The sequence below is a fragment of the Sulfitobacter sp. L-8 genome (assembly GCF_056859255.1).
The window spans coordinates 1-19,298 of record NZ_JBSXOD010000054.1; the positions used below are offsets into that span (position 1 = coordinate 1).

Here is a 19,298-nt window from a genome sequence, read left to right on the forward strand (position 1 = left end):
CGCAACCGGATCGAAATCATGTTCGGCAGGCTGAAGGATTGGAGGCGCGTTGCAACCCGGTACGACAGATGCCCGAAGGTCTTCCTGTCCGCCATCGCACTCGCAGCCGTCGTCATCTTCTGGCTATGTGTCCTGACCCTAGCGGCATAGCGCCCTAAGCCGTTTTTTTGTGTCTGGTCGGTGCGCGGTCACGATACCTTATTTGACCGCATCTGTGCCCACCATCTGCGGATCAGGATACGTGCCATCCCTGGGGTCTTTGGGATTCTTTGTTCATTGAAATCACGACAAGACCATACTGTCGCGTCCCGGGGCGTGACCGGCTTTGATGCTGGCTACGCTCCTGCCAGACGCCGACCCGGCCGAACCCGTCTTCAGGTCAGCTCTCCTCGCCTTGCGAGTGCTGGGATATCTCGGCACTTAGCCGCCGGGCCAATTCGGAAGGAGTGGTCGGTTTGGTGCACACAAGCAGTTCAGGATGAGCCTTGCGCAGGAGCTCCGGCAGACCCACGCCGGTGTGCACGACGACCGGCACCATGGGGCGAAGCGCGGCCAGCACCGGGCCGATTTTTCCGTCGGGCAGGTCAACATCGACGATGGCTGCGTCCGGCAGCGCGTCTTCGATCAGCTTTAACGCCTGCGCGACAGACGAGGCCGGTCCCAAGGGGATTCCGCCTGCGTCCTCAACACCGAACGCGAGATCGAGCGCAATGAAGGGTTCGTCCTCCACGATCAGAACCTTCAGGCCAGCGAGATATTGATCGGCTGCGGACATAGAAACGCTCCTCACTTTAATGAATCAGACGATCACGTGCGGCGGTCAGGTGAACCTCTACGCCGCTCGGATGCCAAACATGTTCGATCCCACCGCCCAGCTGTCCGGTCGCGCTTAGCCGCGCGAGCTGGCTGCCAAAGCCATTCTGCACCGGCGGCCCTGCCAATTCCGGCCCACCGGTTTCCTGCCAATCCAACGTCAACAGGTCTCCGACGAGGTCCCAGGTAATGCACAGCTTCCCCGGTGCCACCGAAAGGGCACCGTATTTTGCGGCGTTGGTTGCCAATTCGTGCAGAATGAGCGCAAACCCTGTCGTGGACGTGGGTCCAAGTTCAACCGGGGGCCCAACGAGTTCAAGCACCCCTGGCCTGCCCTCTACATGCGGCTCCATCACCACCTCTATCAACTTTTCAAGGCTGCTGGGGGCCTCGTGGTTTTGGTGTGAGGCGATCGAAGTGCTGATCAATTCATGCGCCCGGGCAAGCGCCAGTACCCGGCCCGTCAGTGACGACGACATTTCCTCCACGCTGTCCACGTGCCGGGCAGTCATTTTAATCATCCCGGCGGTGATTGAGAACAGATTTTTCACACGGTGGTTCAGTTCGCGCATCAGCAGCTTTTGTGCGTCTTCGGCACGTTTCCGTTCGCTGATGTCAACAACGTTGCAGACTGCGCCCTGCAATTCGCCTTGCCAGACTACGGGGCGCACCCAGTACTCCACCGGGAAGGGCGTGCCGTCCGTCCGAAAGAACACCTCATCGTCGACATGCGCCATCTCACCGGACGACGCCACCTGGTAGATCGGGCAATCTTCATGCGGGTAATGAGAGCCGTCAGCGTATGAATGATGGATGATGTCGTGCAACTGCTTGCCGATGACATCGTCTGCATTTTCAAAACCAAGCATACGCAGGAACGCCGCGTTGCATCGGGTTGTATATCCCTTTTTGTCCACGGCATAGAAACCGTCGGCCGTGGCATCCAGCAACAGCGCAAGATCAGCTTCGCGGCGCTTGAGATCGCTTTCGATCTGGCGGCGCTGTTCGATATTCATCAGAACACCCGGAAAACGGATCGCCCGACCTTCGCTGTCATGTTCGCAATACCCGCTGGCCTCTACCCAGCGATAGCATCCATCCGCATGCTTTGACCGGTATTCAGCTCTGTAGGTCCCGCCGGTTTGGACAGCGGCCTCGAACCGGGATTTTACCCCATCCCAGTCTTCGGGGTGGATCGACCCCGCCACATCGTCAAATGGCATCCCCTCTCGGCAGCGGTCGACCGGCAGCCCAAAGGCCCGTGCAAACTGGTCATCGGCAGTGACGATATCGGACCGGATGTCCCAGATCCACGTGCCGACGATCGCACCCGCCTCCAGGGCCAACTCGACTCGTTCCTGCGCCAGTTCCAGATCACTCTTGATCTGGATCAGCTCTTCTTCGGCGCGACGCCGCACCTCGATCTCGCTTTGCGCTGAGCGATAGAGGCGTGCGTTGTCCAGCGCGATAGAGGCCTGGCCCGCAAGCCCGTCCATGAGTTTTTCGTGATGCACCGAGAACTGGCTGGTTTTGTCATGGCCGAAAAACAATCCGCCCAGAACCTCGCCCGACCGCGAGACCACCGGGACGGCCAAATAACTGCGCACCGGCAGGTGGCCTTCTGGCATGCCGCGAAAAGGCGCGTTCTGGCCATAGCGCGAATCCGCGGTGATGTCTTCGGATCGCACGATACCATCACCGGCGAACGTCGGTGCAAAGACCCCGGTGTTGCGCGGCATCGGGAAATTGCTGAAGGCCGACTTGTCGACGCCAGACAGGGTATAGAGCATATAGCTTTCACCCGCCGCATCGGTGACATTGTAGAAGAACGCGCCAAACTTCGCGCCGGTCAGCTCGACGCCAGCGTCGGTGACCATTTGAACCAATACGTCTTGATCCAACTCGGCCGCGACTCCGGCCCCGGTACTGTTCAACGTTTGAAGCAGCCGTTTTTGGCCATTGAGCTCTTCCTGGGCCGAATACCGTTCGAGGATCAGCGCGGTGATCCGCGCCACCAGATCAAGAAAATCTTCTTGGCGCGCGGTGGGCAAACCGGGCTGATGCCTGTAGATGGCAAATGTCCCAAGGACCGTGCCCCCGGTCCCGACGATGGGGTGCGACCAACAGGCGCGCAGGCCGTGCGCAAGCGCCGCGTCCCGATAATCCGCCCACAAACTATCCTTGGCGATGTCGCCCACGACGACAGGGGCTTTGCGATAGGCGGCGGTCCCACAAGATCCGTCGTTCGGCCCAATCCCTACCCCGTCGATGGCGTTGGTATATGCCTCTGGCAGTCCGATTGCAGCACCGTGAAAGAGCTTGCGGCCTTCCTTGTCGGCCAAAAGGATCGAACAGGGCGACCCGTGGCCGATGAACGTCCGAACCGCACGCATCACCTCATTCAGGACCAAATTCAGCGGCTGTTCCTGAAGGGTCAGTTCCAGCAGCTTGTGCTGCAAGGATTGCAGGTCCCCGGACTCCTCTGCATTGGATTGTTCGGGCTGCGTGTCGAGGACGGTGCAAAGAACGGCGCTTGACTGCCCTTGATCATCTGCCAACGGGGTGAGCGTCAGCGCACCCTGAGCGGACTGACGACCCGAAGCGCACGGGATTGTCGTCGTCAGGCGCGCTGCTTCACCCCGGTCAACAACTTGCCCGAGGGCCGGAGCCAGGTCAGGCCACATGCCCCCGAGGCTCTGTTCAGCGGGTTGCGCCAACGCCTCAGGATGGGCCGCGCCCAACAGGGATGCAAAGGCATCATTGTAAAACAGAAACTGGTCAGACCCCCAGCAGATAAAACTTGGCGAGGGGGACGCCCATATGATCTGAAGCGCCGTCTTGAGGCTTTGCGACCAGTCCTGAGGCGCGCCCAAGGGATGCCCATGCCAACTGCGTACCTTGATCAGTGACGCAACCTCCCCCCCGACGGAAAGGAACGTCAGCCGTTTGTTCATGTTCACAAGCATATACGCTCCCTCGTTTACTAAGTAACCTGCAAACGTGCTTAGGCAAGAGCGGGGCTCCTTGCAACAAGTCGCTTTCGGAAGACGACCCACATCACCCTCACCCCCCCGGCTACGGGCGGTCCGACGTTGGACAGCAGTGCGATAACCTCAAGGAATTCACCTAAAGCTGGGGAGGTTCAGGGCTTAGATCGGATTGTATGTCCAGCGGAGCATTATGGATTCACAGCCTTTATTTTATAGGGTAGATCGTGAATGCGTAGGGAATACACGTCCGGTCATCATGCCAGAACCGATACTTCCCGCGAGATGGCAAGGCATAGGCATTAATGGAGAGCTTATCGTGACCGCTACTACCGATCTTATCAACGCCGTTGAAATCTATTTCGACGGTATTCATGAGTGTAACACGGAAAAACTATCGGCCGTGTTCCACCCCGCATCAAGCTTGTTTGACGCAGACAACGGCACCGTGTTTGCAGAACCCATCGACAGCTTTGTCAAGGATGTTGGCACTCGGACGTCACCGGCAAGCGTTGGACAGGCGCGCGATGCCGAAATTCTCATGATCGACTATTTGTCGCCCATAAGTGCCACCGTCAAAATTCGTATACGTGCGCATAAGAATGTTTTTGTCGATCATCTTGGCTTTGTAAAAGGCGACGCGGGCTGGCAGATTGTCTCAAAAATCTGGCATCTTGAAAGCGTCGTTGATGGCGTGGCTGATCCGAATGCCGTTTAAGTTTACGGTAAATCAAGCGGTCATTCTTGAATGACCGCAAAGCTCTGCCCGTGCTGCGCCCGTGAGAAACAAGATAAGGGCGAGCTTTGGTGTGAAAATCGGCCATACCCTCAGCGCTATGTCATTGGTGCCAACCGATGATCCTCGGTCGCTCGGGAAAACGTCACATGCGTCATGGCCAACCGCCAGCGACAGAGTGAGGCGGATGTCTTATCCGGAGAGACGGCCATCCGCTGATTTGCCGACCTTGTTCAAATACAAGGTTCGCTCATCTTTTCTAATGTATGTCCATGCAATGAAACGGCTTGTCTTTTGGCCCTGCGCCATTTCGACTACCCTAAGGTCGGCAACTCGCGCTTTCTTCAAAATTCTACGGAGTGGCTGAAGATTATCTTTTTTGGATACTAACGAGCTAAACCACAGACACTGTTTTGCGAACTCCCTGCTCTGTTCAATCATGCCAGCGATAAACCTTATTTCGCCACCCGGGCACCAAAGTTCGGCATTCTGACCGCCAAAGTTGAGTTTTCTGGAATGTCCCTTGCCGAGGTTGCTCCATTTGCGTTGGGTACCTTTAGTCGCTTTCTCGAGGGAACCATGAAAAGGCGGGTTGCAGAGGGTGACATGAAACATCTCTTGAGGGCCGATCACTCCTTTGAATATATTCTCGCGGATATTTTGACGTCTAACGTCAATTTTTAGCTTGTTGATGTGACATATTTGCTTGGCTGCCCTGATGGCGGCGAGGTCTATGTCGACACCAGTAAAGTGCCAGCCATATTCGCTTTGGCCAATCAGGGGGTACACTAAACTGGCACCGGTCCCTATGTCGAGCGCTTTGATACCGGGCCCACGCGGGATTCCCTGATCATTGCCGGAGGCAAGCAAGTCCGCCAAATAATGGATATAATCGGCGCGACCTGGGATCGGAGGGCATAGATAACTGGCCGGGATATCCCAAAAATCAATGTTGTAATAAGTCTTTAGCAACGCACGATTCAGCATTCGGACGGCGCCTGCATCTTGAAAGTTTATCGTCGTTTGACCGACAGGGTTAGTGGTCGTAGATGCCGCGAGGTCAGGTGTATCTGCCACCAGACGCGCGAAATCGTACCCGTCTCGGTGTTGATTACGCGGGTGCAGCATCGTCTTGGTGGCCATGGGGACGCCCTTTTAAGGTTGGTGGAAGTACCTAGCCAGATCGCCGGTTGAATTTAAGCCCTAACATAAAAATAGTAAAATCGGTCGAGCTTCGGACAGAGTTCGTAGACTGCCGGTGACCGAGGCGCGGCCTATGCGGTTTTTCCACCCGGTTTCGGCGGATATTTATCAGCCGGGCGGCAGGTAGCATGGCACTCAGGTTTCGGCCAAAAATCCATTCTCTGACACCGCGCCCGACTGTTCAATCTGGATGCAGTACCCGTCATTTCCGGGACAATCCCCGCCATCGGCCGCACGATGGATGAAACACGATTGATGAAAGTCGGATGCAGGCCGTCGGAAACCGAGCCATGATCGCTGTCGCGTCCAATCCAGCGCCGAGCTAGAAAACAGAAACGGAAGTGGACACTGGCATTGACCACCCATTGACGAACAAAGCATAACGATTGAGCGGTTGAAATCTCGGTGATAATACCGCGTTAGTTGCGAGTGACATCAACAGTGAGAGTATCTTTAAATAAGCGGGCGGCGCATGAAGGCCGAATCTGACCCCGACCCAAGACGCGAGATCGTCATGACCCATGGGGTGCTCAGCCCCAATCCGGAAGACCTGTTCCACCGCAGGGGCTTGCGCGCGATGCGAGCCGTCCTGCAAGAAGCCACCCTGAGACTTTGGAGCGACGACGCCTTTGGACTGGCGGGCAACGTTGCCTTTCGGTCGCTGCTTGCCGTGTTTCCGTTCCTGATTTTTACGAGCGCGATGACGGCTTTCATCGGCGATCGGTCAATGGCCAAAAACCTCATCGATTTTCTGATAGCCATCGTGCCCCCGCCGCTGATCGAACCGATCATATCCGAGGTCGAGCAGGTGATGACCGTGCCACGGGGCGGGATACTCAGCATCGGTATCCTGCTGACGATATGGTTCGCGGTCGGCGGCGTCGACAGTGTGCGTATCGGGTTGAATCGCGCCTATGGGCTTCGCGAAACCCGGTCAACTCTCGTCCTGTTCGGTGTCCAGATTGCCATGGTCGTCTTTGCCAGCCTGGCGCTTGTATTGGTCGGCTATCTTTTGGTGCTGGCGCCGCGCGCCGGCTCCTGGTTGCATGCGCTCATTCCCGGCTTTGACCCGGCGGCGGTTTCTATCAGGCTGATCCGATTTCCAGCATCCGCCACCATCTTTATCGTCGTGCTTTTCGCCGCGCATGTCTTGCTGCCGGCGCGCCGCACCGTTTTTTCCAACCTTTGGCCGGGCGTGGTCTTCACCGCGGTCGCATGGACGCTGCTTGCGGGTGCCTTCTCGTACTACGTCGAGAATTTTGGCACCTACGCCAGTTACTACGCCGGCATGGCCGGTATCATCGCCGCGCTCTATTTCATGTATCTCGCGGCACTGCTTCTGATCTTTGGGGGAGAGCTAAATCGGGCGCTGCGGATCAGGCGGCTTGCGCGCATTTTGAACAACTAGCCTTTCGCGCACGGCAGTTTGGATGTCCCCGTTCCGTATGGTCACAGGCTAAGCGCTGCATTTCGGGGCTTTATTCGCGAAGCCAACCATATCTGCATAATGACGGGTAACCCGCGCGCCGTCCGATGGCTGGGCGTAGCAGTCAAGGCCGCTCCGGTTCCCGAATGGCTAGATATGGACGCGGTGGCAAATCACTTGCCGCCGACGCGTTTCAAACCATCGCCACGCTAAATCCTGCATGGTTCACACAAGAGGTCGCAACGACCTTGACCTCGACCCTTTCTTTTGTCCGCAGATGTCGGTACCGGATCGTGAAACTGGGGTGATAAACTGGGGTGATACTGTCATTTCGCTCTGCATCGGTGTATAAATACACTGATAAAGCATGGGCACCTTGCGAATTCGCAAACTGATGTGACACCTGTGCCTTGCAAGATAGCGGTTGGCAGGCAAAACCCCTGTGCATTGAAAAAACGGTACCTCTTGTTGCTGAGGGGCGCATACCTTGAAGAAATGGGCTATTCCTCGGCAAACTGTACCGGCGACCGAAGCCAGAAGGACAATTGCAATGCGGATGGATATTCATAATTCCGAAATCCCCGTGCTTTGTCTGGCCTGCAAGGCCCGTCATGGGGGAATCTGCGGGGCGCTTGAGCCTGATCAATTGCTGCGGCTTGGGCGTCAGGCTGGGCGGCGGGAGGTGGCTCCGGGTACCGAGTTGATCGCAGCCGGTGTACAGATCGATGGATATGCCAACATCCTGAGCGGGGTGGTCAAGCTAACCAAACTGTTACCGGACGGCCGTCAGCAGATCGTCGGCCTTCAATTCGCGCCGGATTTTTTAGGTCGTCCCTTTGCCGAAAGCAGCGATGTCAGCGCCGAGGCGGCAAGCACCGTTCGCCTGTGCCTGTTTCCACGGTCCGCATTGGAAGAGATGGTGCGCCAGTCGCCGGGACTGGAACATAGACTTCATGAGCAGGCGCTTCGCGAACTAGATGACGCGCGCGAATGGATGATGATTTTGGGTCAAAAAACCGCTGCCGAAAAAGTCGCGTCTTTTCTGCTGTTGCTGGGTCGGCACGTCGATCCTTATGCGGCCGGGTTCTCTGGCACGTTCGAGATCCCTTTAAGGCGGGCCGATATCGCCGATTTTCTTGGACTGACGATTGAAACGGTCAGCCGGCAGTTATCGCATCTTCGGAAAGCGGGGATTATCACGATTCAAAAGAACCGTAGCGTGACGGTGTGCGATATCTCTGCTCTGGAGTTGGCGTCGGGGGCCTGATTATCATTGCGATGCGGTGGGCCTTAAAATAGGCAGTACATAATCACATTCAAACGCCAGGTGTCTGCGCAACGGCATGAACATACACCGCAGCATATACCCCAGCCTTTCCGCATCCTGCCTGTGGGCCGCCGTGACGAATGCATGGACAGAGTCGTGTATGTCGCGGGCGTGGTCTTCGTCTTCCTGATGTTCTTGTCGAAGCCGATCAAGCACCGTTTGGATCCTTGAATCTTTCCTGAGCAGCAAAGGAAAAACCACCCTTTCCTCAAGCCGATGACAACGGAGCAGTGTCGTCTGAAGCTGTTTTGTAAGGATCATAGCGGCCCAGGTGTCGACCTGCGACGGCAGTGAATCGGCCAAAGTTTCCAGCCTTCGGCACAGGTCAAACTGCGCCAGGATACAGGCATCAAACACAGATGCCCCTTCAAGATAGACGCATTCGGGCCTGCGCGGCATGAGTTTCTCTGTGCTCCTTGTCGCGGTATGGTTTGAAAAGTACCGGGCAACCTACGCTGCAAATCGCGAAAAACCTTGATCCAAATCAAACTTGCCTCAGTCAGCTCGTGGCATGGGTGGTTTCACACGCCGCATATCGTCGACAGGCAGGCGGCAAAAATCAGATCCTGGGAAAAGAAACGATGCTGAACACCCGATCCGACGATAGTGCAGCAACCGCGCGCCCCGTGTCCGGATCTTTGGAACGTGCCGAGACCCGAGCCCGCATCCGGCCCCTGCGCAATGGGGACGGTCACATCGTCTTTTCGCTACCCGGCATCACGTGTGGCGGATGCGTTTCATCAATTGAACGCGCGTTGAACGCGCGCGATGATGTGGTATCGGTTCGGGTCAATCTGACTTTGCGCCAGGCGAGTGTCACTCTTGCCGGATCGGACGCAGATCCAGCGTTGATCGTCGATGACCTTGCCAAGCTTGGCTTTGATGCCGTTCCAACCGAACTGAGTGATGGCGATAGTTGTCCCGACGACGCCACGGGGCGGCTTCTGTTGCGCGCCATGGCGATTGCAGGTTTCGGGGCCGCAAACATCATGCTGCTGTCGGTCGGTGTCTGGTCAGGTGCCCAAGGGCAAACCCGCGATACGTTTCATCTTGTCTCGGCCATGATCGCGGTGCCCGTGGTGATTTATGCGGGGCGACCATTCTTTGTATCCGCCCTGAATGCCTTGCGCGCCGGGCGAACCAACATGGACGTACCGATTACGCTTGGCGTGATATTGGCGCTTGTGCTTAGTCTGACCGAGACCCTTCGTGGCGGCGAGCATGTTTTCTTCGATGCGTCAGTCACGCTGCTGTTTTTTCTACTGGCGGGGCGGCACCTTGACCACCTGATGCGGGAACGGGCCCGCAGTGCGGTCACGGGGCTGGCGCGGTTGATACCGCGCGGCGCAATGGTACGTCAGAACGATGGGCGGTTTGCCTATGTGCGCCTGACGGACGTGGCACCCGATGCAATCCTGTCGGTCGGTCCGAATGAACCTCTACCGACCGATGCGGTTGTCGTTGCCGGTGCAACTGATATCGACCGCTCTCTTGTCTCCGGTGAAGCAATGCCGGTGACGGCAAAGCCCGGCGATACGCTCGAGGCGGGAACGCTCAACCTGACCGGCCGGATCGAGGTCCGTGTGCTGCGGAGCGCCGGTGAATCGTTTCTGGCGCAGATGATGCATATGCAGGCCGCCGCAGAGAACGGGCGCGAGGGTTATGTCCGCATCGCCGATCGGGTTGCACGACTTTACGCCCCTGTCGTCCACATCCTGGCGCTTGCCACCTTTGCAGGCTGGATGATCATGACCGGCGGTGACTGGCAGGCTTCGGCTTTTGTTGCCATCAGCGTTCTTATCATCACATGTCCCTGTGCCCTGGGATTGGCAGTGCCGGTGACGCATGTTGTGGCCGCCGGACGCTTGATGCGCATGGGCGTCTTGATGAAAGACGGCGCGGCGTTGGAGCGGCTGGCGGCAGTTGACCGGGTGGTATTTGATAAAACCGGCACGATAACCACAGGGACGCCGATTGTCGGTGTTGTACCCTCTGACCCGGGGGTGCGTTCAGCTGTAAAGGCATTGGCGCTTCATTCCGTCCATCCCGCGGCACGCGCGATTGTTACGAGTATGGCGGATCGCCCAGCGCATATCCACCATGTAACCGAGGTGCCCGGTTTTGGCATTCAAGGCAGTATCGGGGGCCGTCGCGCACGGCTGGGCCGGGCAGACTGGGTGGCAGAAATCGCAAACCGTCCAGGCACCACCGTAAGCCCGGCATTCAGCTTTGAGGGCGACAAACCGATTTCCTTCGGTCTGACCGAAACGCTACGCCCCGGTGCCAAAGAGGCTGTCGCAATGTTCGAACGATCCGGCGTTCCTGTCACCATGCTGTCCGGTGATATCGCGGACCGTGTGCATAATATCGCAGGTCTGGTCGGTATTTCCAACGTGCGGCACAGCACCAGACCGGCGGAAAAGATAGCGATGCTCGACGCGCTGCGCGGCAAGGGTCACCGGGCGTTGATGGTTGGCGACGGGCTGAACGATACCGGCGCGTTGGCGGCGGCCTATGTGTCGATGGCACCTGCCAGCGGCTCGGACGCAGGGCGCACCGCGGCGGATTTTGTGTTCCTGCGCGACCGGCTGGATGCGGTACCGGTCGCATGGCAAGTCGCGCGCGATACCGCGGTTGTTGTTCGACAGAACTTTGCGCTGGCTATCGCCTACAACTGCATCGCGATCCCACTGGCTGCTGCCGGGATGGTGACGCCTCTGATCGCGGCTCTGGCAATGTCGGGCTCGTCTATCGTTGTCACCCTGAACGCCCTGCGGCTCAACAAGATGGAACGGCGCGGCCCTCGTGCAGCAGCGTCGCGCGACCCCGTTCAGGTGCCAGCATGACGATCTTGGTCATTCTTATCCCTGTCACGTTGCTGATGGGCATCGTCGGAGTGGGCGCGTTCTTCTGGGCCCTGCGCAGCAACCAATACGAGGATCTGTCCGGCGATGCCGAACGCATCCTCTTTGATGATGATCGGCCCCTGCCTGCGCAAAATGTGCAGGCCCCTGCCAAACTAAAGGAGACCCCCTCATGATGTCCAACCTGACAGGTACTGAACGCACCAGCGCAATGCTGATCTCGGGCATGGGCGTGGTCATCGGGCTGACCATGGCCATCGTCGGGCGCACCGATGTGATGGGCGCTCAGGGCTGGATTATCCTGGCCTTCAGCGCCGTGGTGTTTTTCATGGTGGCCAACGCTCTGTATCACCCGGAACCCACGGAAGATCGCACAACGTCCTACTACGACGACCCCACCAAAGTAGGCATCGTTCTTGCGCTGGTCTGGGCGGTGGTGGCGATGGGAATAGGTGTCTGGGTCGCGGCGCAACTGGCGTGGCCCGGTTTACGTTTCGATGCTGCCTGGTCCAGCTTCGGGCGGATCCGCCCCGTGCATACGTCAGGTGTCATATTTGGCTTTGGCGGAAATGCATTGATCGCGACATCGTATCACACCATGCAACGAACCAGCCGTGCCCGAATGCCAGATCAGGTCACGCCGTGGTTTGTTCTGTTAGGTTTCAACCTGTTCTGCATCATCGCCGCCAGCGGCTATCTGATGGGCGTGACCCAATCCAAGGAATACGCTGAACCCGAGTGGTATGCCGATATCTGGCTTGTTGTCGTGTGGGTGGCGTATTTCGTGCTGTATATACGCACGCTCGCACGCCGGAACGAACCGCATATCTATGTGGCCAACTGGTACTATCTGGCCTTCATTCTGGTCGTTGCCGTGCTCCATATCGTCAACAACCTTGCGATACCCGCGTCCCTTGCCGGCGCAAAAAGCTATTCAGCTTTTTCCGGCGTCCAGGACGCGATGACGCAATGGTGGTATGGTCACAATGCAGTGGCTTTCTTCCTGACCTCCGGCTTTTTGGGGATGCTGTACTACTTCCTGCCCAAGCGGGCCGAACGTCCGATCTATTCCTATCGGCTGTCTATCCTGTCGTTCTGGGGGATCACGTTTTTCTATATCTGGGCGGGTTCGCACCACCTGCATTACACGGCCCTTCCCCATTGGGTGCAAACCTTGGGGATGACGTTTTCTGTGATGCTGTTGATCCCTTCATGGGCAAGCGCGGGCAATGCGCTGATGACGTTGAATGGCGCGTGGCACAAGGTTCGCGACGACGCGACGTTGCGGTTCATGATGGTGGCGGCGGTTTTCTACGGACTGTCCACGTTCGAAGGCTCATTCATGGCAATCCGCCCGGTGAATGCTCTTTCGCATTATACGGACTGGACCATCGGGCATGTTCACGCCGGTGCCATGGGGTGGGTCGCGCTGATCACCTTCGGGTCGATCTATGCCCTGACGCCAGTGCTGTGGCACCGCGAAAGGATGTATTCAGCAAAGGCGGTCGAGTGGCACTTTTGGTTGGCGCTGGCTGGCACGGTTATTTACGTTTTCGCAATGTGGAACAGCGGCATCACCCAAGGGCTGATGTGGCGAACCTATACACAAAGCGGCACGCTGCGCTTTTCGTTCACCGACACGCTGATTGCGATGCATCCATATTATGTTGCGCGGGCGCTGGGGGGGCTGCTGTTCGTCACCGGGGCCTGCATCGGATTTTGGAACGTCATCATGACGATACGCCATGTGCCGAACCAGAACCGGGAACTGGACCATCCGACATCACCCAAAGCCACGGAGCCGGTGTTGCCGGTCGCGGAGTAACCCCATGATCAAAACCATACTCAAACCCTTCGCAAAGTTTTTCGAGTTGCAGGCAAGGACTCATTATCGGGTCGAACGTCACTCCATGGCACTTACATTCGGAATCATTTTGGCAGCCGGTGTCGGCGGTTTTGTCGAGATCGCGCCGCTGTTCACGATTGACGACACGGTAGAGATTGACCCGGATATGCGCCTTTACACCCCTCTGGAGCAAGCGGGACGCGACATATATATTCGCGAGGGCTGCTATGCCTGCCACAGTCAAATGATCCGCACGCTGCGCGATGAAGTCGAACGGTATGGTCCTTATTCGCTGGCAGTAGAAAGCCAGTATGACCACCCGATGCTTTGGGGGTCGAAACGGACCGGGCCTGATCTGGCCCGTGTCGGAGAGAAATATTCCGATGACTGGCAGGTCCGACATCTGGTCGATCCCCGCGCATTGGTACCCGAATCCATCATGCCGCACTATGCGTTTTTGCTGGACGCGCAGCTTGAAACCGACAGCTTGCCCGATCGGCTTTGGGCGTTGCGGATGGTGGGTGTTCCATACACGGACGACATGATTGAAAACGCAGCGGGTGATGCCGTTGGGCAAGCCCGGCCAGACTCTGACGGTGTGAACGGGGTAGTTGAACGATACGGCCAACAAACTGCCGTACGCACCTTTGACGGGCGGTCCGACATGGTGACTGAAATGGACGCGCTTGTCGCCTATTTGCAGATCCTGGGCCGCCTCACCGACCTGCCACAACAAATTCAACCGCAGCCGGAGGAATAACCAATGGAGTTATCTCACGAGCTTCTTGTGGGTTTAGCCAAATCGTTCGGTCTGTTCTGGCTTATTGCCCTGTCCATAGGGATAACTGCCTACGCTTTCTGGCCATCGCTGGGCGAGCGATTCGATACGGCGGCAAACAGCATTTTAAATGATGAAGGCGGCCCGGCATGTGCCCCCACGAAGCACAAGGAGGACAGTTCATGTCGGTAAAAGACCGCGACCCGCTTACCGGGCATCAAACCACCGGGCATGAATGGAACGGCATCACGGAATTGAATACGCGGGTACCGCGCGTGGTCTGGTTCTTTATCATCGTGACACATCTCTGGGCGTTGGCCGTCTGGGTTTTGCTGCCAGCATGGCCGTTGGTCACGACCTCCACCAAAGGTATCCTTGGCTTAGACCAGCGCGAGGAAGTCGCAAAGAAGGTTGTCGCCGCGAATAGCGACCGCGCTGTTTGGGGTGAGCGGATCAAATCGCTGTCGGCCGATGAAATCCTCGGGGATCCTGAACTGTTCGCACGCGTGAGTGATACTGGTCCTCAATTGTTCGGCGATAATTGTGCCGGCTGTCACGGCGCGCAAGCAACCGGCGGGCTGGGCTTCCCAAATCTGATAGATGGGGCTTGGCTGTGGGGCGGTGACACCGACACGGTGATGGAAACACTTCGCGTCGGGATAAACGCGCCCCACCCCGATACCCGTTGGGCCCAGATGCCTGCATTCGGGCGTGACGGTCTGTTACCGCGCAACGATATCCGGATGGTCGTCGATTACGTCCAATCGCTTTCTGGGGCCAAATCCCCTGCGGACACGATTGCGGCGGGTGCCGAAATTTTCGCAACCAACTGTACCAGCTGCCACGGCAATGACGGCACCGGCAATCCGGACGCCGGGGCACCTGACCTTAGCGACGGTTTCTGGATCTACGGCGGAGATGACGAAGCGATGTTCCGGACGATCTGGGGAGGCCGCCAAGGCTGGATGCCTGCTTGGGAGGACCGTCTGACGGAAACCGAACGCAAGATCATCACCGTCTATCTTCAACACGTACGACAGGACACTGTAAAATGACCGCAATTCACCAAACGCGTTTCTGGACGGGGCCACGCCTTTTTGCCTTTGCGACCGGCAGCTTGGTCACCGCGCTGTTCATTGGTGCCAACGCGCACCTCATCGCCGTCGCCTTTTCTTCCGAACCCGATTGCGCCTTGCACCCACTTGCAGAAGGCACCGCTGCCTTGCGCGCGGCGAAACCATCATGCTGAGCGGTCGCACACGCGGTCCACACCACCGTGCAAACCGGCCCGCCACAAACGCAAGCGGTGCGATTCCCGATGTTGTTCCCGCATTGCCGCGCGACAACGCCCGCGCCCGTAATCTGCCTTGGCGCACCGCGTTGCAGTGGCTTCGACTAGGGTGGTCGGATCTGTGGACCAACCCGGTGCCAAGCCTGCTTTATGGGGTGGGCGTATATGCGATTTCAACCCTGTTGGTTTGGGCGTTGTTTCTGTTCAACTACGAATATGCCCTGTTTCCCGTTCTCGCTGGCTTTATGGTGATCGGACCGATCATTGCCAGCGGACTTTATGAAAAGAGCCGAATACTGGAAGCAGGCAGGCATCCGACCTATCTGCGCATGTTGCTTGTCCGCCCGAGATCTGAATATCAAGCGTGGTTCATGGGGGTGCTTCTGCTTGGGTTGATGCTTTTGTGGTTGCGCGCCGCGGTACTGATCTGGGCGTTGTTTTTTGGCGTTGTACCGTTTCCCGGTACGGACGAAATCGTACCGATGTTGTTCACAACACCCACAGGCTGGTCGCTTTTGCTGGTCGGTGGCCTGGTCGGCGCGCTGTTCGCGGCGTTCTCGTTTTCGATCAGTGTCTTTGCGATGCCAATGCTGTTGGCCGAACGCACGGATGCGCTGACGGCAATGGGCCTCAGCGTCGCTTTGGTCTGGAATAATTTGCCCGCCATGCTCGCTTGGGGGCTGATCGTGCTGACGTTGTTTCTGGCGTCACTTGCCACTGGCTTCATTGGGCTGATTATCGTGTTTCCCATCCTTGGCCACGGGACATGGCACGCCTATCGCGCGATCCGAGGGGCCGAGCACTGACAGAAAATTCCGCAAGCAGGTTCTGAACCCGGCTTGCGGATACGGGACGGGAACCGGAGCCCCCTGCCCGCCGCATATGCAAAACGCTATATCAAGGGGTTGCCCAACAGTCATAAGGCCAGAAATCCAATATCGGCCAAAAGATGAGAGCGGCCCCAAAACCCGTCAGGAACAGCAAGACCGCAAGCGCGATGATCGCGCTGGTCTTGAGTTGCGATTTCCAAGACGAGCGTCGATCAACGCGCTGATTGAGTTGCGCATCGGTGAGGTCATAATCGTGGTAAACCATAGGTATGTCCTTCGTTAGTTGGTTCAGTCATCAAGCTTTGACGTCGCGCCCCGGCACCTCGCACTTGCGTTCAACGATCCCCCAGCCGCCTGGGGCCACGACGATGGTTCGGACGCTTGTCCAGCGGAGGTGAGAGAAGCGAACCGTGCAGGCAAGCCTTGCCAAAGATTCCCCCCGACCACATGGAAGGCCGACGTATAGTTCGGGCCGCCCGCGCCGAAATAGATCCGCACCGTTTCGCCGACCTTGGCCCGCAACGGGTAGTGGGGGGCGGCACATTCGCCGGGTTATCACTTATATCCGCGCGTCCGGGGTGATCGGGGTTGGCGCTGTAAATCCGGCTTCCCAGACTGGCCGAAGGGCGCACATGTGACCCGTCTGCTGGCGGTTCGATCTGCGCGACGGCCGGTGAACTGCTCAGGACGCTTCCCACCCTTATCCGCGCCGACTCCGCAAGAAGGGTGCGCCGGCTCAGACCATTGAACTGGGCCGGAACATTCTGCGCCGCCAAGCTCCGGATACTTGGTTCATCTGAACCTCTACGTAACATTGAAATTCTCCCTTTGATTCAGGTGCGGCTTCTGCACAATACGCGTCGGGCGAATTTCGACTTTGTTCTCGATCAATAAATAGACGCTTTTCAATGGAAGGCGCTGATACAGGGGTTCGCTTTTTCGCGGGGGGGCCGTGGCGCGATCACCCGTCGAATTCGTCGGGGTAGCGTCGCATCCTTACCGACGAACAAAAACCGCATTACCGACATGAAAAAAGCGGAGCACCAAGGCTCCGCTTTCGTTTTCTCAAATCATGGACGTGTGATCAGCCGCTGATGCTCTTGGCCGAAGCAAGACCCGGAGCCTTGGATTCTCCTCCGAGCTTTTCACGCACGCCGGCTTCGATTTTATCGCCAGTGTCTTGATCAATGTTTCGCCAGTATTCAAAGGCGCGTAACAGCACCTTTTCACTAACGCCATCGCAGAGATGCCCGACAACGTTGTCAACCAACCGGCCACGGGCAGCATCGTCCATGACTTCGCGTATCAGGATACCAGGTTGCGTCCAATCGTCATCGTCCTCGCGTAACGTATAGGCTTGCCGGACCAGGGCCCCGTCTGTTTGCCATAGCCCGATATCGCTATCCTGCTCGGGCTGCGCGGCAGGGCCGCCATAGGAGTTTGGCGCATAGACTGGATCTGCGACCTTTACCGTTCGGCCTGCGCCATCCTTTGAATAGCTGTGAACCGGTGACTGTGGGCTGTTCACCGGGATATGTTTGTAATTCACACCCAAACGTGCACGGTGTGCGTCAGCGTAAGAAAACCCTCGCGCCATAAGCATCTTGTCAGGCGACAATCCAACGCCCGGCACCATGTTATTGGGCTCAAAAGCAGCTTGTTCGATTTCGGTGTGAAAATCGGTCGGGTTGCGATCAAGCCGCAGTTTGCCAACCTCGATCAACGGGTAATCCTTGTGCGGCCAGACCTTCGTCAGATCGAACGGGTTCAAGCGATAGGTTTTGGCATCCTCGTAAGGCATGATCTGCCATTTCAACGTCCAGCTGGGATAATCGCCGCTGTCGATCGCATTGAACAGATCGCGTCTGTGATAATCGCCGTCCATACCCGCCATCTTGTCGGCTTCATCTTGGCCAAAATAGGCGTTTCCGTCACCTTGGTCGGTATGAAAATGGAACTTGACCCAGAACTTTTCACCTTCGGCATTGATCAGCGAATAGGTATGGCTGGAGTATCCGTTCATCTCGCGCCATGTCTTGGGTATGCCCCGATCCCCCATCAGGTAGGTAACCTGATGCGCGCTTTCTGGGGACAACGTCCAGAAATCCCACTGCATATCGTGATCGCGCAGATTGTTGTCGGCACGGCGCTTTTGACTCCGGATAAAGTGTTGAAACTTCATTGGATCACGCACGAAAAACACCGGTGTATTATTGCCGACCATGTCAAAATTGCCGTCTTCGGTGTACATCTTTATGGAAAAACCACGGGGGTCACGCCAGGTGTCCGGGCTTCCTCGTTCACCGGCGACCGTAGAAAACCGCATGACGACATCGCACTTGGCACCAGGCTGGAATATCTTGGCCTTGGTATATTGAGAGACATCCTGAGTGGTTTCAAACGTTCCAAACGCCCCCGAACCCTTCGCGTGAGGTTGACGTTCCGGGATCCTCTCGCGGTTGAAATTCGCCATCTGCTCCAACAGATAATGATCATTCAAAACGATCGGGCCGTCCGGACCTACACTGAGCGAATATTCGTCACTCTGGACACGGATACCTGCGTCTGTGGTCGTTGGCGGTACATCTTTTCTGCCAGTCATAATACACCTTTCCGGAATGTTTCGGGGATCAACTGTCCAGCATTTGAAAAGTTCCCTCTTGCGCACGTTTGAAATGAGGTGGCGACGTATTCGGTGCCCATTCAGAGCGCAGCCGTGCGTGACTTGCCCCACGTCTTACCCAGATCCGATTAGGTGCATCCATTGCCCGGCAGGCGCTTGCAGGGCAATCGCCGATAAGGGACCTAGAACTAACGATCCACCGTGTTGTCGACCGCAGCAGTAGACTTGCCATCATAACGCCTAGGGCGGCGTTTGTAGCCGATCTGCGCCGCTACGCCCGCTAACGCGGCCAACCGCGCAACAAGGGTTCCGGGTCGTGCCTCGTCTTGGTGCTGATCCCCCGGCGCTCAGCAACCTCGCTGATTCCATATCCACACGCGACAACTTGCGCCACGGCGGCCTGCTTGAACTCGTCCGTAAATCCTATTCCCTTGCTCATATCCGTCTCTCCTTGGTTCCAAAATTACCAAGCAGTGCGTCTACAAATCTTGGGGCACTTCAAATCCCTTCACAAAAGGCGTTTTCCCTCGCTTAGTCGGCACCACATATTTCGCATGCAGATTTTGGAAAAAAC

At 57.3% G+C, this 19,298-nt stretch carries 20 protein-coding genes; 13 read left to right on the plus strand and 7 right to left on the minus strand.

Translation table 11 applies throughout. The annotated features are described in order from the left end of the window. The coding region (locus AC13DE_RS16510; protein WP_483048475.1) for a transposase at positions 1-150 on the plus strand (150 nt) is incomplete at its 5' end. Between the two features lie 229 nt (positions 151-379). Here the strand turns inward: AC13DE_RS16510 and AC13DE_RS16515 are convergent. Further along, positions 380-775, minus strand: a complete 396-nt coding sequence (locus AC13DE_RS16515) for a response regulator (protein WP_446313697.1) — start codon at positions 773-775, stop codon at positions 380-382. 16 nt (positions 776-791) lie between these two features. Beyond that, on the minus strand, positions 792-3,779 hold the full coding sequence (locus AC13DE_RS16520) for a GAF domain-containing protein (protein ID WP_483048445.1): 2,988 nt from the start codon (positions 3,777-3,779) through the stop codon (positions 792-794). Positions 3,780-4,119: 340 nt separating this feature from the next. On the opposite strand from AC13DE_RS16520, the gene AC13DE_RS16525 reads away from it, so the two are divergent. Continuing rightward, positions 4,120-4,518 carry a nuclear transport factor 2 family protein gene (locus AC13DE_RS16525; RefSeq protein WP_446298158.1) on the plus strand — a complete coding sequence of 133 codons (399 nt, stop codon included), beginning with the start codon at positions 4,120-4,122 and terminating at the stop codon, positions 4,516-4,518. 210 nt (positions 4,519-4,728) lie between these two features. On the opposite strand, the gene rlmF is transcribed toward AC13DE_RS16525, so the two are convergent. Beyond that, entirely contained in the window at positions 4,729-5,679 is a 951-nt protein-coding gene (gene rlmF, locus AC13DE_RS16530) for a 23S rRNA (adenine(1618)-N(6))-methyltransferase RlmF (RefSeq protein WP_483048446.1), read from the minus strand. Between the two features lie 532 nt (positions 5,680-6,211). Here rlmF and AC13DE_RS16535 point away from each other — a divergent pair. The 3 genes from AC13DE_RS16535 to AC13DE_RS16545 all read left to right on the plus strand — a co-directional run bounded on the left by AC13DE_RS16535 (position 6,212) and on the right by AC13DE_RS16545 (position 8,432). After that, positions 6,212-7,147: a YihY/virulence factor BrkB family protein gene (locus AC13DE_RS16535; protein ID WP_483048447.1), complete on the plus strand. Its 936-nt coding sequence runs from the start codon at positions 6,212-6,214 to the stop codon at positions 7,145-7,147. A gap of 164 nt (positions 7,148-7,311) precedes the next feature. Further along, positions 7,312-7,473: a hypothetical protein gene (locus tag AC13DE_RS16540; protein ID WP_483048448.1), complete on the plus strand. Its 162-nt coding sequence runs from the start codon at positions 7,312-7,314 to the stop codon at positions 7,471-7,473. A gap of 242 nt (positions 7,474-7,715) precedes the next feature. Beyond that, positions 7,716-8,432 carry a Crp/Fnr family transcriptional regulator gene (locus AC13DE_RS16545; RefSeq protein WP_446298162.1) on the plus strand — a complete coding sequence of 239 codons (717 nt, stop codon included), beginning with the start codon at positions 7,716-7,718 and terminating at the stop codon, positions 8,430-8,432. 3 nt (positions 8,433-8,435) lie between these two features. Here the strand turns inward: AC13DE_RS16545 and AC13DE_RS16550 are convergent, their stop codons facing one another. Beyond that, a complete protein-coding gene (locus AC13DE_RS16550; RefSeq protein ID WP_483048449.1) occupies positions 8,436-8,891 on the minus strand; it encodes a hemerythrin domain-containing protein in 456 nt (151 codons plus the stop codon). A 182-nt stretch (positions 8,892-9,073) separates the two neighbouring features. On the opposite strand from AC13DE_RS16550, the gene AC13DE_RS16555 reads away from it, so the two are divergent. From AC13DE_RS16555 to AC13DE_RS16590, 8 genes are read left to right on the plus strand one after another with little or no spacing between them, the layout of a single operon-like run. Further along, a complete protein-coding gene (locus AC13DE_RS16555; RefSeq protein WP_483048450.1) occupies positions 9,074-11,338 on the plus strand; it encodes a heavy metal translocating P-type ATPase in 2,265 nt (754 codons plus the stop codon). Further along, positions 11,335-11,532, plus strand: coding sequence for a cbb3-type cytochrome oxidase assembly protein CcoS (ccoS, locus tag AC13DE_RS16560; protein ID WP_483048451.1), 198 nt, complete (start codon positions 11,335-11,337; stop codon positions 11,530-11,532). Before AC13DE_RS16555 ends, ccoS begins: the two co-directional genes overlap by 4 nt. Then, positions 11,529-13,181: a cytochrome-c oxidase, cbb3-type subunit I gene (gene ccoN, locus AC13DE_RS16565; protein WP_483048452.1), complete on the plus strand. Its 1,653-nt coding sequence runs from the start codon at positions 11,529-11,531 to the stop codon at positions 13,179-13,181. The genes ccoS and ccoN overlap by 4 nt, the downstream gene beginning before the upstream one ends. 4 nt (positions 13,182-13,185) lie before the next feature. Next, positions 13,186-13,962 carry a cytochrome-c oxidase, cbb3-type subunit II gene (gene ccoO / locus AC13DE_RS16570; RefSeq protein ID WP_483048453.1) on the plus strand — a complete coding sequence of 259 codons (777 nt, stop codon included), beginning with the start codon at positions 13,186-13,188 and terminating at the stop codon, positions 13,960-13,962. Between the two features lie 3 nt (positions 13,963-13,965). Next, positions 13,966-14,172, plus strand: a complete 207-nt coding sequence (locus AC13DE_RS16575) for a cbb3-type cytochrome c oxidase subunit 3 (protein ID WP_483048454.1) — start codon at positions 13,966-13,968, stop codon at positions 14,170-14,172. Further along, positions 14,163-15,035 (plus strand): cytochrome-c oxidase, cbb3-type subunit III, encoded by an 873-nt coding sequence (gene ccoP / locus AC13DE_RS16580; protein WP_483048455.1) that lies wholly within the window; start codon positions 14,163-14,165, stop codon positions 15,033-15,035. The genes AC13DE_RS16575 and ccoP overlap by 10 nt, the downstream gene beginning before the upstream one ends. Then, a complete protein-coding gene (locus AC13DE_RS16585; RefSeq protein WP_446313709.1) occupies positions 15,032-15,229 on the plus strand; it encodes a hypothetical protein in 198 nt (65 codons plus the stop codon). The genes ccoP and AC13DE_RS16585 overlap by 4 nt, the downstream gene beginning before the upstream one ends. Beyond that, positions 15,223-16,077, plus strand: a complete 855-nt coding sequence (locus tag AC13DE_RS16590; protein ID WP_483048456.1) for a DUF2189 domain-containing protein — start codon at positions 15,223-15,225, stop codon at positions 16,075-16,077. Before AC13DE_RS16585 ends, AC13DE_RS16590 begins: the two co-directional genes overlap by 7 nt. Before the next feature lie 91 nt (positions 16,078-16,168). Here the strand turns inward: AC13DE_RS16590 and AC13DE_RS16595 are convergent, their stop codons facing one another. The 3 genes from AC13DE_RS16595 to AC13DE_RS16605 form a co-directional block, all read right to left on the minus strand. Continuing rightward, positions 16,169-16,366 carry a hypothetical protein gene (locus AC13DE_RS16595; protein ID WP_483048457.1) on the minus strand — a complete coding sequence of 66 codons (198 nt, stop codon included), beginning with the start codon at positions 16,364-16,366 and terminating at the stop codon, positions 16,169-16,171. 819 nt (positions 16,367-17,185) lie between these two features. Next, a complete protein-coding gene (locus AC13DE_RS16600) occupies positions 17,186-18,703 on the minus strand; it encodes a catalase (RefSeq protein WP_446298174.1) in 1,518 nt (505 codons plus the stop codon). Between the two features lie 301 nt (positions 18,704-19,004). Continuing rightward, positions 19,005-19,163, minus strand: coding sequence for a transposase (locus tag AC13DE_RS16605; RefSeq protein ID WP_483048458.1), 159 nt, complete (start codon positions 19,161-19,163; stop codon positions 19,005-19,007). Between the last annotated feature and the right edge of the window lie 135 nt (positions 19,164-19,298).

Coding starts and splice junctions, on each gene's coding strand:
- AC13DE_RS16515 (WP_446313697.1), bottom strand. CDS start 775: ATGTCCGCAGCCGATCAATATCTCGCTGGCCTGAAGGTTCTGATCGTG.
- AC13DE_RS16520 (WP_483048445.1), bottom strand. CDS start 3,779: ATGCTTGTGAACATGAACAAACGGCTGACGTTCCTTTCCGTCGGGGGG.
- rlmF (WP_483048446.1), bottom strand. CDS start 5,679: ATGGCCACCAAGACGATGCTGCACCCGCGTAATCAACACCGAGACGGG.
- AC13DE_RS16535 (WP_483048447.1), top strand. CDS start 6,212: ATGAAGGCCGAATCTGACCCCGACCCAAGACGCGAGATCGTCATGACC.
- AC13DE_RS16540 (WP_483048448.1), top strand. CDS start 7,312: ATGGCTAGATATGGACGCGGTGGCAAATCACTTGCCGCCGACGCGTTT.
- AC13DE_RS16545 (WP_446298162.1), top strand. CDS start 7,716: ATGCGGATGGATATTCATAATTCCGAAATCCCCGTGCTTTGTCTGGCC.
- AC13DE_RS16550 (WP_483048449.1), bottom strand. CDS start 8,891: ATGCCGCGCAGGCCCGAATGCGTCTATCTTGAAGGGGCATCTGTGTTT.
- AC13DE_RS16555 (WP_483048450.1), top strand. CDS start 9,074: ATGCTGAACACCCGATCCGACGATAGTGCAGCAACCGCGCGCCCCGTG.
- ccoS (WP_483048451.1), top strand. CDS start 11,335: ATGACGATCTTGGTCATTCTTATCCCTGTCACGTTGCTGATGGGCATC.
- ccoN (WP_483048452.1), top strand. CDS start 11,529: ATGATGTCCAACCTGACAGGTACTGAACGCACCAGCGCAATGCTGATC.
- ccoO (WP_483048453.1), top strand. CDS start 13,186: ATGATCAAAACCATACTCAAACCCTTCGCAAAGTTTTTCGAGTTGCAG.
- AC13DE_RS16575 (WP_483048454.1), top strand. CDS start 13,966: ATGGAGTTATCTCACGAGCTTCTTGTGGGTTTAGCCAAATCGTTCGGT.
- ccoP (WP_483048455.1), top strand. CDS start 14,163: ATGTCGGTAAAAGACCGCGACCCGCTTACCGGGCATCAAACCACCGGG.
- AC13DE_RS16585 (WP_446313709.1), top strand. CDS start 15,032: ATGACCGCAATTCACCAAACGCGTTTCTGGACGGGGCCACGCCTTTTT.
- AC13DE_RS16590 (WP_483048456.1), top strand. CDS start 15,223: ATGCTGAGCGGTCGCACACGCGGTCCACACCACCGTGCAAACCGGCCC.
- AC13DE_RS16595 (WP_483048457.1), bottom strand. CDS start 16,366: ATGGTTTACCACGATTATGACCTCACCGATGCGCAACTCAATCAGCGC.
- AC13DE_RS16600 (WP_446298174.1), bottom strand. CDS start 18,703: ATGACTGGCAGAAAAGATGTACCGCCAACGACCACAGACGCAGGTATC.
- AC13DE_RS16605 (WP_483048458.1), bottom strand. CDS start 19,163: ATGAGCAAGGGAATAGGATTTACGGACGAGTTCAAGCAGGCCGCCGTG.